This is a genomic window from Micromonospora sp., assembly GCF_048594385.1.
Classification (GTDB): domain Bacteria; phylum Actinomycetota; class Actinomycetes; order Mycobacteriales; family Micromonosporaceae; genus Micromonospora; species Micromonospora wenchangensis.
The window spans coordinates 1-12,114 of the sequence record NZ_JBMDWU010000386.1; the positions used below are offsets into that span (position 1 = coordinate 1).

Genomic DNA, 12,114 nt, shown 5'->3' on the forward strand with positions numbered 1-12,114 from the left:
GGGGGCGCCCCCCCGCCCGCGCGGGGGCGGGGCGGCGGGGGCGCCCCCCCCCCCCCCCCCCCGCCCTGTCTGTCCGGTGGATCGGGCACGGCCGGGGCCGGCCAGATGCGGTCCCGGTCAGCCGGGAAGCGGTTGGGTGACCGGCCCGTCCCCGATGAGCCGGAAGTGCTGCTCGCCGACCGGCTCCACCATGCCGTCCCTGACCAGCGCGGCGAGTGCCCGGGCCCGCTGCACGTCGTCGTGCCACACCTGGTCGAGCCGCTGGTGCGGCACCGGACCGGTGGCCTCCCGGAGCACCCCGAGCAGCAGCCCGCGTACCTGACGGTCGGTGCCCGCGTACCGCTGGATCTTGCGGGTCGGACCCGTGGGTGCCTCCTGGCCGGACGCCCGCCAGGCGCAGATCGACTCGACCGGACAACTCGTGCAGCGTGGCGAGCGGGCGGTGCAGACGATCGCCCCGAGTTCCATGAAGGCGGCGCTGGCGAGCGCGGCGGCGGCCGGCTCCACCGGCAGCAGCTCCGCGCAGGCGACCAGGTCGGCCGGGGTGGTGGCCGGGCCGGCATCCGGCGCACCGGCGACGGCCCGGGAGACGACCCGCCGGACGTTCGTGTCGACCACCGGGTGCCGCTGGCCGTAGGCGAACGCGGCGACCGCCCGCGCCGTGTACGTCCCGATGCCGGGCAGCGCCAACAACTGGTCCAGCTGGTCGGGCACCCGGCCGCCGTGCCGCTCCACGATCGCCACCGCGCACTCGCGCAGCCGTACCGCGCGACGGGGGTAGCCGAGCCGACCCCACATCCGAATCGCCTCGGCCGGGGTGTCGGCGGCGAGGGCGGCGGGATCGGGCCAGCGGGCGAGCCATGCGTGCCAGGCGGGCAGGACACGTACCACCGGGGTCTGCTGGAGCATGACCTCGCTGACCAGGATCGGCCAGGCCCCGATGCCGGGCACCCGCCAGGGCAGGTCGCGGGCGTTCTGCTCGTACCACCGGCTGACCAGGGTGGTGAAGGTGGGTTCAGTCATCGCGCCGACGATGATGTCACGCGATGGCTTCCCGCTGGTTGGGCGGGCCGGGCGGGGCGTCGCCGCGCCGCCGTGCGGATCGGGCAGAATGCCCGGATGAGCGAGCTCGCGATCACTGTCATCGGTCGGGACCGGCCCGGCATCGTGGCCGACGTCGCCGAGGTGCTCGCCGGGCTCGGCGCGAACCTCACCGACTCCACGATGACCCGGCTGCGCGGTCACTTCGCCCTGACCCTGATCTGCGTCGGCCCCGCCGTCGCCGAGGTCGAGGCTGCCCTGACCCCACTGGCCGCCGACGGCCAACTCCTGGCCACCGTACGCGCGGTCACCCCGGACGGTGCGGCGACGCCGGCGGGTGAGCCGTACGTGCTGTCGGTGCACGGCGCGGACCGGATGGGCATCGTGGCCGCGATGACCCGGGTGATCGCCGAGGCGGGTGGCAACGTGACGGATCTGAGCACCCGCCTGGCCGGCACGCTCTACGTGGTGGTGGCCGAGGTGGACCTGCCCACGGGCCGCGCCGACGAGTTGGCCGGCAGACTCTCCCGAACGGCCGCCGACCTGGGGGTCGGGGTCTCCCTGCGCCCCGCCGACCCGGACCTCCTGTGAGCGCGAGGAGTGAGCGGGGTGTGCGAGCCCCGCAGTCGCGAACCGAGGTGGCCCCGTGAGCGCGGAACCGTACCTCGGGCTCGGTGGCTGGACCCCGGCGGACCTGGGCCTGCCGGGGGAGGTGCGTCGGGTGGTCTGCGCCCCCGAGCCGGTGCTGAGCCGGCCGGGCCCGGAGGTGGACCCGACCGCCGAGGAGACGGTCCGGCTCGCCGCCGACCTGGTGGCCACGATGCGGGTGTCGCCCGGCTGTGTGGGGTTGGCGGCGCCGCAGGTCGGGGTGGGGGCGCAGGTGTTCGCCGTGGATGTGACCGGGCATCCCAAGGCGGTGACGGTGCACGGCACCTTCGTGCTCTGCAACGCCCGGGTGGTGGAGGCGAGCCGGTGGAAGCCGGGTCGGGAGGGCTGCATGTCGGTGCCCGACCTGACCGGCGACGTGAAACGGGCCAGCCGGCTGGTGGTCGAGGGGGCGCTGCCCGGCAGCGGCACGGCGGTCCGGCTGGTCACCGACGGGTTCGAGGCGCGTGCCCTGCAACACGAGATCGACCACTGTGCCGGACTGCTCTTCCTCGACCGGGTGGCGGGCGCGCACGCGGTCTACCAACGCAAGGTCTACCTGTGACCCGGCCGGTCACCACGGTGGCGACGCGGGTTCCCGGCGGGGCGGGCCGGCCGACTGTCGTCAGTGGAACGTCGTTCGTCGACCGGTGGCTGATGCCCGGCGAGTCGTGGCCGGTCCACGTGCGCAGCGCCGCTACGGTGGGGGCATCATGCGTCTGACGGTCGGTCCCCTGCCTTCCGCCGTGTACTGGCGGCGTCGCGCCGTCGTACTCGGAGCGGGGCTTCTGCTCCTGGTTGTTCTGCTCTACTCGTGTGCCCGATCGGGGGACACCGGCACCAAACCCGGTGCCGGGGCCTCGTCGTCGGCTCCCGCTGCGGGTGCGGCCACACCGACGGCCGCCTCGCCGCCTGCCGGTTCCGCGTCCCCGTCGGGTGGCTCCGACGCGGCGGGCCCGCCCGCCGGGCCGACCGCCGATCCGGACACGAGCAGCGCCCCGGCCGCCGATCCGCCCGCCCCGCCGGTCAACCCGGCCCGGGCCGACGAGGGCACCTGCACCGACAGCGAGATCGCGGTGACCCCGGTGGCGCTCCCCGCCGAGGTGCGTCGGGGTGCCCCGGTCGACCTCAGCCTCAAGGTCAGGAACAAGTCTCAGCGGACCTGTAACCGGGACGTCGGCGCGGACGCCCAGGAGCTGTTCATCAAGTCCGGGGCGGAGAAGGTCTGGTCGTCGGACACCTGCGGCACCGGCCGGGGCTCCGACCCACAGACGTTCACCCCCGGCTTCGAGCGTTCCTACCAGCTCACCTGGAACGGCATGGACGCCAGCCGGTGCAAGCAGGGGGTGGCTGCGGGCCCCAACCCGCCGGCCGGCAACTACCAGGTCTTCGCCCGGGTGGGCACCAAGCTGAGCGAGCCGGTCAAGCTGGTCGTCACCGGCTGACCGGCCCCGGTCAGACGTACCGTTCCAGGATGGACGCCTCGGCCAGCCGGGACAGGCCCTCCCGGACGCCCCGGGCCCGTGCGTCGCCGACGCCCTCGACGGCCTGGAGGTCCTCCACGGTCGCCCCGAGCAGCCGCTGGAGGCTGCCGAAGTGCAGCACCAGCCGGTCGACGATGGCCACCGGCAGCCGGGGCACCTTGGCCAGCAGCCGGAACCCGCGCGGGCTGACCGCCGCGTCGAGCGCGTCGGAGGCGGCCGGGTAGCCGATCGCCTTGGCGACCGCGACCAGGTCGATCAGTTCGGTCGCGCCGAGCAGGTCCAACTCGACCAGGGCCTCGTCGAGGGTGCGTGACTTGCGGCCGGCGGGCAGGTAGTCCCGGATGACCAGGGTACGGTCGGCGTCGACCCCGGCCATCAGCTCGTCGAGTTGCAGGGCGAGCAGGCGGCCGTCGGTGCCCAGTTCGACCACGTAGCCGGCGATCTCGTCGGCGATCCGGCGGACCATCTCCAGCCGCTGCACCACGGCGACCGCGTCGCGGACGGTGACCAGATCCTCGATCTCCAACGCGGACAGGGTGCCGGAGACCTCGTCGAGGCGGAGCTTGTACCGCTCCAGGGTGGCCAGGGCCTGGTTGGCCCGGGAGAGGATCGCCGCCGAGTCGTCGAGCACGTGCCGCTGCCCGTTGACGTAGAGGCTGATGATTCGCATCGACTGGCTGACCGAGATGACCGGGTAGCCGGTCTGCCGGGCCACCCGCTCGGCGGTGCGGTGTCGGGTGCCGGACTCCTCGGTCGGGATGGACGGGTCGGGCATCAGGTGCACCCCGGCCTGCACGATCCGGGTGCCGTCGCTGGAGAGCACCACCGCGCCGTCCATCTTGCACAGCTCACGGACCCGGGTGGCGGAGAACTCGACGTCCATCGGGAAGCCACCGGTGCAGATTCCGTCGACGACCTTGTCGTAGCCGAGGACGATCAGTGCGCCCGTCCGACCGCGCAGGATGCGTTCGAGCCCGTCGCGCAGCGCGGTGCCGGGTGCCATCAGGGCGAGGTTGGCCCGCAGCGGATCACCGGCGCTGCCGGTGGCTCCGGCCACGCTCACGCTGATCGGACGGGTGGGCGAGCCCACGGCGGCGGCGCGGGTGTGGGGCGTCGCGCCGGCAGGCTTGGCGGCGTCGCGGTCGGTCGGCACGCGCACAGTCTACGGACTGCCCTGCGGTGGGTGCTCTCGTGGTTACTGTGATGTGTCACGGCGTCGGATGCCTCCCCCCGGTCGGGCCTGCCGGACGTCGACCGGTATGGCCCGACCGGTCCCCCGCCGTCGCCACCCTCGGTCACTCCGCGGATGCGCGGGCGACCGCCTGGAGCGCCGACCGGACGTCCGTGACCTCGGTCACCCGCATGGTGTCCGGGCCGGCGCCGGTGCTCTCGGGGCCGCACCCGGGCGGCACCAGGGCCATCCGGAAGCCGAGCCGGGCCGCCTCGGCGAGCCGGCGGGGGACCGCGCCGACCCGGCGCACCTCGCCGGTCAGCCCGACCTCGCCGATCGCCACCAGGTGCGGCGCGATGGCCAGGTTGAGCCCGCCGGAGGCGACCGCCAGCGCGACCGCGAGATCGGCGGCCGGCTCGACGACCCGGATGCCGCCGACGGTGGCCGCGAAGACCTCCCGGTCGTGCAGGGTCAGCCGTTCGGTACGGCGTTGCAGCACTGCCAGCACCATGGCCAGCCGGGCCCCGTCGAGCCCCGAGACGGTACGCCGGGGCGAGCCGGCCACCGTCGCGCCGATCAGGGCCTGCACCTCGGTCAGCAGCGCCCGCCGCCCCTCCATCGCCACCGTGACGCAGGTGCCCGGGACCGGCTCGGAGTAGCGGGTGAGGAAGAGCCCGGACGGGTCGGCCAGGCTGCTGATGCCCCCCTCGTGCATCTCGAAGCAGCCGACCTCGTCGGCCGCGCCGAACCGGTTCTTGACCCCCCGGACCATCCGCAGCGAGGAGTGCTTGTCCCCCTCGAAGTGCAGCACGACGTCGACCAGGTGTTCCAGCACGCGGGGGCCGGCGACCTGACCGTCCTTGGTGACGTGACCGACCAGCACGGTGGCGATGCCGCGCTCCTTGGCGACGGCGACCAGGGCGGCGGTGACGGCCCGTACCTGGGTGACCCCGCCCTGCACCCCTTCGCTGCCGGTGGTGGAGATGGTCTGCACCGAGTCGAGGACGAGCAGGCCCGGCTTGACCGCGTCGAGGTGCCCCAGGACGGCGCCCAGGTCGCTCTCGGCGGCCAGCCAGAGCTGTTCGTGCAGGGCACCCATCCGCTCGGCGCGCAACCGGACCTGGCTGACCGACTCCTCGCCGCTGACCACCAGCGACGGGCTGCCGGCGGTGGCCGCCCACTGCTGCGCCACGTCGAGCAGGAGGGTGGACTTGCCGACCCCCGGCTCACCGGCGAGCAGGACCACCGCGCCGGGGACCAGGCCGCCGCCGAGGACCCGGTCGAGTTCGCTGACCCCGGTGGGGCGGGCGCGGGCCGGCGCGGCGCTGATCGTGGCGATCGGCCGGGCCGGCTCGGCCGGCATCCGGGAGCTGACCACCCGGCCGGAGACGACCGGCCCGGTGACGGTGGACTCGACCACCGAACCCCACTCGCCGCACTCCGGGCACCGCCCGACCCACTTGGGCGGCTGGTGGCCGCAGGCGTCGCACGCGTAGGCGGGGCGGGGCTCGCGGGCGGCCCGGCCCCGGGACGCGCCGGACGCGCCACGGGCGGGAGTCGATCGGGGGGTGGTCACCCCAGGACGCTAACCCTCACCGGTGACGAAAACACCGCCGGCGTGGTGGTCACCACGCCGACGGTGTCGTCGGTGTCTCGGGGCCGGCGGGTCAGCCGCCGTGGCCGGAGCTGCCCTCCTGGCCGCTCTCCTCGCCACCCTCGCGGTGCACGATCGGGGAGGACTGGGGCGCCGGGCTCAGCGGCACCCCGACCGGGACCGGGGTGCTGACGGTACGGCCGTCGCCGAAGTCGAAGGTCAGGTTGACCTGCTGACCGGTGCGCAGCGCCTCGTTCAGCCCGACGAGCTGGAGGTGCTGGCCGTTCTGCACGTTGAGCTGCACGTACCCGAGGGCCGGGATCTCGATCCGGGCCGGCTGACCGGCCGGCGCCGACGGGGAGGCGCCCTCGGAGGGGGAAGCGCCCTCGGACGGCGAGGCACTGCCCGACGGCGAGGCGCCCTCGGACGGGGAAGCGCCCTCGGCCGGCGAGGCGCTGCCCGACGGCGAGGCGCCCTCGGACGGCGACGCGCTCCCGGACGGCGAGCCGCTCTCCGAGGGGGAGGCGGAGCCGGAGGGGCTGGCCGAGCCGGCGGCCCCGGTGAGCACGATCTGCCGGGCGCTGTCGGTGGTGACGGTGACGGTGACCGGGTCCCGGGTGTCGTTGTAGATCACGGCGTTGAGCGCGGCGTTCGCACCGGCGGTGAGACCGTCCTCGCCCGGGTAGTCGACGTAGAGGCCACGCACCTTGTACGCGTTGTCCGACGTCTGGACGTTGACCCCCTGGACCGACGGCTGCTTGTTGGCGGTCTCGGACACCTGGCCCGCCCCGCAGCCCGTCGCCAGCAGGGCGGTCGCCCCCGCCAGGCCGGACAGCAGCAGGGTGGCCCGCCGGGAACCCCTGATCGAGCGCGTCACGTCGGTCCTCCTCGTCACGATCCCCACCCGGTGCGTGCCCCGGGCGCGGGGTGGTCATACCCGCGCAGACCGCGCTCCAGGGTAGTTGGGGCTGATCGAGGGCCGCACACGGACCCGGTGCCGCCACCCGGGCGGGTGCCGGTCAGACCACCCGACCGCTCGCCACCAGCAGCAGCACATCGATCAGGGCCACCACCAGCACCGCCCGGAAGGCGGCCACCGAGCGGCCGTCGCGCCGGGTGGCGGCCCTGCCCGCGTACCAGCCGACGGCCGGCACCGCGACGGCCGCCGCGACCGCCGACCAGCCGACCCACGACGGCGGCCCGGGTGGCCCGAGGACCAGGGCGACGGTGGCGGCGAGCAGCAACCCGGCGGCGGCCAGCCGGCTGCCGGTGGCACCGAGGCGGTGCGGCAGCCCGCGTACCCCGGTCCGGGCGTCGTCGGCCAGGTCGGGCAGCACGTTGGCGAAGTGCGCCCCCGCGCCCAGGCAGGCCGCCGCGACGACCAGCCAGAGCGGCGGCGTGGGTGCCCCCGGCAGGGCGAGCACCACGAACGCGGGCAGCGAGCCGAAGGAGACCGCGTACGGCAGGACCGAGACCGGGGTGGACTTCAGCGGCCAGTCGTAGAGCAGCGCCGAGACCAGGCCCACGGTGTAGCAGAGCGCGGCGACCGGGGTGGTGGTCAGCGCCAGCAGCGGGGTGGCGAGCGCGGCCAGCACGGCGGCCACCAGCACGGTGCGGCGGCTCACCGCCCCCGCGGCGACCGGCTTGTCGGTACGCCCCACCGTGGCGTCCCGCCCGGCGTCCACCGCGTCGTTGGCCCAGCCGACGGCGAGCTGGCTGGACAGCACGGTGAGCACCACGGCGACCGTCCCGGCCGGACGGTGACCGACCGCGACGGCGAGCAGTCCGGCCACCGTGGTCACGGCCAGGCCCGGTTCCGGATGACTCGCTTTGACCAGCCCTAACACCGTCCGCCACATAAGGGAAGTCTGGTCGTTACCGGCCGGTCGTGCCACGCTCGATGCCATGGGTCACGGTCCGGTGTCCGACGGTGTACGCGTGCTGCCCCCCAACGATCCCCGCCAGTACGACGACCTGGCCGGCGAGTGGTGGCGGCCCGACGGCGCGTTCGCGATGCTGCACTGGCTGGCCCGGGCCCGTGCCGCCCTGGTACCACCGGCGTCCCGGCCCGACGCGGTCCTGGTCGACCTGGGCTGCGGCGCCGGGCTGATGGCGCCCCACCTGGCCGGCAAGGGTTACCGGCACGTCGGGGTGGACCTCACCCGGTCGGCCCTGGAACAGGCGGCGGCGCACGGCGTCACCGCGCTGGCTGGTGACGTCACGGCGGTGCCGCTCGCCGACGGGTGCGCCGACGTGGTGGCGGCCGGCGAGGTGCTGGAGCACGTGCCCGACTGGCGGGCGGCGGTGGCCGAGGCGTGCCGGCTGCTGCGCCCCGGCGGGCTGCTCGTGCTGGACACCCTCAACGACACGCTGCTGGCCCGGCTGGTCGCGGTGGAGCTGGGTGAACGCCTGCCCACCGTGCCCCGGGGCATCCACGACCCACGGTTGTTCGTGGACGACCGGGCGCTGGTCGTCGAGTGCGCCAGGCACGGCGTCACCCTGCGGGTGCGGGGGGTCCGGCCGGGGCTGCGGGCGACGCTGGGCTGGCTGGTGCGGCGTTCCCGTGGGGGTGCCGCTCGTGACGTCTCCCACGACGGGCCCGTGATCCGCCCGACCTGGTCGACGGCGGTGCTCTACCAGGGCCGGGGGGTCCGGCACGGCTAACCGCCCCGGTCAGGGGTACCAGGAACACCCAGGAAGGGGTCGGTATGACTGTGGACGCACCGGCGGTGGCCCGTCGGTTGGCACCGAGGTTCGCCGCCCGCGCCGCCGGGCACGACCGGGACGGCACGTTCCCGGTCGACGACTTCGCCGACCTGCGGGGGTCCGGGCTGTTCGGGCTGATGGTCCCGGCCGCGCTGGGCGGCGCGGGAGCCTCCTTCGCCCGGTACGCGGCGGTCGCCACCGAACTGGCCCGGGGCAACGGCGCGACCGCGCTGGTGTTCAACATGCACGCCTCGGTCACCGGCGCGCTCGGCGCGGTGACCGAGGAACTGGCCGAGGCGCTGGGCGTACCGGACGAGGCGCTGGCCGCCCGGGACCGGCTGCTGCGCGCGGCGGCCGAGGGCGCCTGGTACGCGGTGGCGATGAGCGAACGTGGCGCGGGGGCCCGGCTGTCCCGGCTCAGCACGGTCTACGAAGCGGTCGACGGCGGCTGGCGGATCAAGGGGAGCAAGACCTTCTGCTCCGGGGCCGGGCATGCCGACGGCTACCTGGTGGCCGCCCGCAGCGCCGCCGACCCCTCGCTGGTCTCCCAGTTCCTGGTGCCCGCCGGCACGGGGGTGACGGTGGAGCCGACCTGGGACGCCCTGGGCATGCGGGCCACCTCGTCGCACGACCTGCACCTGGACGTGACGGTGCCGGCGGACCGGTTGCTCGGTGGCGTGGAGGGGCTGGCCCTGGTGGTCGCCCAGCTCATGCCGCACTGGCTGGTGGCGAGCTACGCCGCCGTCTACGTGGGGGTCGCCCGGGCGGCGGTGGACGCCGCCGCCGAGCACCTCACCGCGCGGGACCTCGGCGGTCTGCCGGCGGTCCGGGCCCGGCTCGGCCGGGCGGACGCGGCGGTGGCGGCGGCGGAGCTGGTGGTGGCCGAGGCGGCCCGCCGGGTCGACGACGCGCCCGGCGACGCCGAGACGAACCGGTGGGTGTGGCGGGCGAAGCTGCTCGCCGGCACCACGGCGGCGGAGGTGGCGGCGTCCATGATGGAGGCGGCCGGGACGGCGGCCACCCGCCGGGGGCATCCACTGGAACGGCTCTACCGGGACGCCCGCTGCGGCTCGCTGCATCCGGCGACCTCGGACGTGTGCGCCGACTGGCTCGGGGTGGCGGTGCTCGGGGGTGACCCGGACCGCGACGGAACGGCCCCTCGTTGGTGAGGGTGACGGGGGTCGGGGCGACCACCGGACGGGCAGTGCGGACGAGAGGCGGGGACAGATGGCTGTGCCGTTGATCGCGGGGCTGGGGGCGGCACACCCGCCCGGCGCCGCCCAGGACGAACTCTGGACGGGCTACTTCGCGAAGCACTTCTCGGGTCCCACCCGGGCACTGGCCGAGCGGATCTTCGCCAACTCGGGGGTGTCCCACCGGCAGGCGGCGGTCAACCCGCTGCTGGAGGACGTCTCCGACTGGCCGACCGACCGACGGATGCGGCGTTACCAGGTGGAGGCGCTGCCGCTGGGCAAGGAGGCGATCGGCCGGGCGTTGACCGCCGCCGGCCTCGCCGCCGGTGACCTCGGGCTGTTCGTGGTCTGCTCCTGCACCGGTTACGCCACCCCCGGGCTGGACATCCTCCTCGCCCGGGACCTGGGCATGGCCCCGGACTGCCAGCGGATGTTCGTCGGGCACATGGGCTGTTACGCGGCCCTGCCGGGGTTGGGCGCGGCGGGTGACTTCGTGACCGCGCGGGGCCGGCCGGCGCTGCTGCTCTGCGCCGAGTTGACCAGCCTGCACATCCAGCCGTCCTCGGCCCGGATGGACACCCAGCAGATCGTCTCGCACGCCCTCTTCTCCGACGCCGCGGTCGCCACCGTGCTGGTCCCCGGCACCGACACCACCGGCCGGGGGTACGCGCTGCGTGAGGTCGCCTCGGTGACCGACACGTCCACCGCCGACCACATGACCTGGGACGTCACCGACACCGGCTTCCGGATGGGCCTGTCGCCGAAGGTCCCGCAGGTGCTCTCGGCGCACGTCCGGGGTCTGGTGGACGGCCTGCTGGCCCGGCACGGTACGACGGTCGCCGAGGTGGACGGCTGGGCGGTGCACCCGGGCGGCCCGCGCATCCTCAACGTGGTGGAGCGGGAGCTGGCCCTGCCCGACGACGCGTTGGCGGCCTCCCGGGCGGTGCTGGACGCGCACGGCAACTGTTCGTCGCCCACGGTGCTGCTGATCCTGGAGCGGCTGCTGGGGGCGGCGGCTCCGCCCCGGTGGATCGTGCTGCTCGCCTTCGGTCCGGGACTGACCCTCTACGCGGCCCTGCTCGAACGCCGCTCCTGAGCCTCGTCCACCCGCCACCGCAGTCCGGCCTGAACCACTCCCGGCCGGCGGCGGTCCGGGCCGGCCGGGAGCGCTCGCAGTGAGGTGGACGACCTGGTCAGGGCGGGTGTGGTCGGCGCTGCGCCGAGCGCCGCCGTCGGCTGCTGGTTACCCTCGCCGGGTGGGGGTCGAGAGGGTCGGCGGTGATCGGCTGCGTGGTGCGGTGCTGGCCGGCGTGGCCCTGCTCGCCCTGGTCGGGGGCGGCTGGTGGTGGTCGGCCACCGCCCCGGCGGTCGACCCGGTGGGCTCGGCGGCGACGGGGTCACCGCAGCCGTCGGCCGGCGCGGAGGCCACCCGGCGGGTGGTGGTGATCGACGTTCGCACCGGGCGGGTGCTGGGCGCGACCGAGCTGCCCGGGACCTCAGGCGACCCGGACGTGGGGCTGCCGACGTTCACCGACACCACCTGGCGGGAGCGGATGACCCTGGTGTCCGGCCGGGCGCCGGTACGCCGGGAGTCGACCCCGGACGGCGCACGGCACCTCTTCCAGTACCGCTGCTCGGGCGACGGGACGCTGCTGGTCTCGGTGCTGCACGACGACCCGCCGCAGCACCGGCGGACGGCCTGCGACGGTGAACTGGTCGCCTGGGAGCTGCGCGGCCCGGACGGCGGCACCCGGTTGGAGTTCTCGGTGGTCGGGCCGGGTTCGGTCGAGCTGGAGGCGCAGGTGGTCGCGGTGCCCTGAGCGGCCCGGTTCAGCCGCCGAGCCGGATCAGGTCGCCCCGGTAGTCGGCGGCGGCACCCAGCTCGGGCAGCACCCGGACGACCGTGCCGGCCCGGTCCACCAGCAGCGCCGGGGCGGCACCGGCCTGGGCGGGCAGGTGCAACGCGGCGCGTAGCTCGCCGGCGGGGTCGGCGAGGGCGCGGACCGGTCCGCCGACCGGTGGCGCGGGGGTGACCTTCCGTCCGGCGGCGACGCTCACCACCTGCACCCCGTCCGGGGCGGCGCTGGCGGCGGCGGCCACCTGTTCGGCGCAGGCACAGCCGTCGACCAGGATGATCATCGCGGGCAGCAGGCCGCGCAGCGGGACCGGCCGCTGGTCGTCCGCGACCCGGTCCACTGCGGGGAGCGACCCCCCCACCACTGGCACCCAAGTGCCCGTCAGCGGCCGGACGGTGGGTCGTTCGGTCCCCCCGGACGACCC

General features: G+C 75.4%; 13 protein-coding genes. 7 read left to right on the forward strand and 6 right to left on the reverse strand.

Annotated elements, in window-relative coordinates; genetic code table 11:
* Positions 1–117 precede the first annotated feature (117 nt).
* Entirely contained in the window at positions 118–1,023 is a 906-nt protein-coding gene (locus ACOJTC_RS20555; protein ID WP_420118097.1) for an A/G-specific adenine glycosylase, read from the reverse strand.
* A 96-nt stretch (positions 1,024–1,119) separates the two neighbouring features.
* Between ACOJTC_RS20555 and ACOJTC_RS20560 the strand changes: the two genes are divergently transcribed.
* From ACOJTC_RS20560 to ACOJTC_RS20570, 3 genes are all read left to right on the forward strand, one after another.
* Positions 1,120–1,632 carry a glycine cleavage system protein R gene (locus tag ACOJTC_RS20560; protein WP_420118098.1) on the forward strand — a complete coding sequence of 171 codons (513 nt, stop codon included), beginning with the start codon at positions 1,120–1,122 and terminating at the stop codon, positions 1,630–1,632.
* 55 nt (positions 1,633–1,687) lie between these two features.
* Positions 1,688–2,251: a peptide deformylase gene (locus ACOJTC_RS20565; RefSeq protein WP_357925867.1), complete on the forward strand. Its 564-nt coding sequence runs from the start codon at positions 1,688–1,690 to the stop codon at positions 2,249–2,251.
* Positions 2,252–2,399: 148 nt separating this feature from the next.
* The gene (locus ACOJTC_RS20570; RefSeq protein WP_420118099.1) at positions 2,400–3,131 is read left to right on the forward strand and encodes a hypothetical protein; all 732 of its coding nucleotides are present in this window, start codon (positions 2,400–2,402) and stop codon (positions 3,129–3,131) included.
* Positions 3,132–3,141: 10 nt separating this feature from the next.
* On the opposite strand, the gene disA is transcribed toward ACOJTC_RS20570, so the two are convergent.
* From disA to ACOJTC_RS20590, 4 genes are all read right to left on the reverse strand, one after another.
* Positions 3,142–4,323, reverse strand: coding sequence for a DNA integrity scanning diadenylate cyclase DisA (disA, locus tag ACOJTC_RS20575; protein WP_088643288.1), 1,182 nt, complete (start codon positions 4,321–4,323; stop codon positions 3,142–3,144).
* Between the two features lie 142 nt (positions 4,324–4,465).
* Positions 4,466–5,917 carry a DNA repair protein RadA gene (gene radA / locus ACOJTC_RS20580; RefSeq protein ID WP_420118100.1) on the reverse strand — a complete coding sequence of 484 codons (1,452 nt, stop codon included), beginning with the start codon at positions 5,915–5,917 and terminating at the stop codon, positions 4,466–4,468.
* A gap of 91 nt (positions 5,918–6,008) precedes the next feature.
* Positions 6,009–6,812 (reverse strand): hypothetical protein, encoded by an 804-nt coding sequence (locus ACOJTC_RS20585; protein WP_420118101.1) that lies wholly within the window; start codon positions 6,810–6,812, stop codon positions 6,009–6,011.
* A gap of 142 nt (positions 6,813–6,954) precedes the next feature.
* Positions 6,955–7,842 carry a UbiA family prenyltransferase gene (locus ACOJTC_RS20590; RefSeq protein WP_377684775.1) on the reverse strand — a complete coding sequence of 296 codons (888 nt, stop codon included), beginning with the start codon at positions 7,840–7,842 and terminating at the stop codon, positions 6,955–6,957.
* Between ACOJTC_RS20590 and ACOJTC_RS20595 the strand changes: the two genes are divergently transcribed.
* From ACOJTC_RS20595 to ACOJTC_RS20610, 4 genes are all read left to right on the forward strand, one after another.
* On the forward strand, positions 7,841–8,599 hold the full coding sequence (locus ACOJTC_RS20595) for a methyltransferase domain-containing protein (protein WP_204927113.1): 759 nt from the start codon (positions 7,841–7,843) through the stop codon (positions 8,597–8,599). The genes ACOJTC_RS20590 and ACOJTC_RS20595 overlap by 2 nt on opposite strands.
* 44 nt (positions 8,600–8,643) lie before the next feature.
* The gene (locus ACOJTC_RS20600) at positions 8,644–9,810 is read left to right on the forward strand and encodes an acyl-CoA dehydrogenase family protein (RefSeq protein ID WP_420118102.1); all 1,167 of its coding nucleotides are present in this window, start codon (positions 8,644–8,646) and stop codon (positions 9,808–9,810) included.
* 58 nt (positions 9,811–9,868) lie between these two features.
* Positions 9,869–10,930 carry a type III polyketide synthase gene (locus ACOJTC_RS20605; RefSeq protein ID WP_204927115.1) on the forward strand — a complete coding sequence of 354 codons (1,062 nt, stop codon included), beginning with the start codon at positions 9,869–9,871 and terminating at the stop codon, positions 10,928–10,930.
* 160 nt (positions 10,931–11,090) lie between these two features.
* On the forward strand, positions 11,091–11,654 hold the full coding sequence (locus ACOJTC_RS20610) for a hypothetical protein (protein ID WP_420118103.1): 564 nt from the start codon (positions 11,091–11,093) through the stop codon (positions 11,652–11,654).
* 10 nt (positions 11,655–11,664) lie between these two features.
* Here the strand turns inward: ACOJTC_RS20610 and ACOJTC_RS20615 are convergent, their stop codons facing one another.
* Positions 11,665–12,051, reverse strand: coding sequence for a hypothetical protein (locus ACOJTC_RS20615; protein ID WP_420118104.1), 387 nt, complete (start codon positions 12,049–12,051; stop codon positions 11,665–11,667).
* Positions 12,052–12,114 lie beyond the last annotated feature (63 nt).

Bases quoted from the DNA above. Each gene is read 5' to 3' on its own strand.
- ACOJTC_RS20560 (WP_420118098.1), top strand. From the start codon at position 1,120: ATGAGCGAGCTCGCGATCACTGTCATCGGTCGGGACCGGCCCGGCATC.
- ACOJTC_RS20600 (WP_420118102.1), top strand. From the start codon at position 8,644: ATGACTGTGGACGCACCGGCGGTGGCCCGTCGGTTGGCACCGAGGTTC.
- ACOJTC_RS20590 (WP_377684775.1), bottom strand. From the start codon at position 7,842: ATGGCATCGAGCGTGGCACGACCGGCCGGTAACGACCAGACTTCCCTT.
- ACOJTC_RS20595 (WP_204927113.1), top strand. From the start codon at position 7,841: ATGGGTCACGGTCCGGTGTCCGACGGTGTACGCGTGCTGCCCCCCAAC.
- ACOJTC_RS20570 (WP_420118099.1), top strand. From the start codon at position 2,400: ATGCGTCTGACGGTCGGTCCCCTGCCTTCCGCCGTGTACTGGCGGCGT.
- ACOJTC_RS20555 (WP_420118097.1), bottom strand. From the start codon at position 1,023: ATGACTGAACCCACCTTCACCACCCTGGTCAGCCGGTGGTACGAGCAG.
- ACOJTC_RS20605 (WP_204927115.1), top strand. From the start codon at position 9,869: ATGGCTGTGCCGTTGATCGCGGGGCTGGGGGCGGCACACCCGCCCGGC.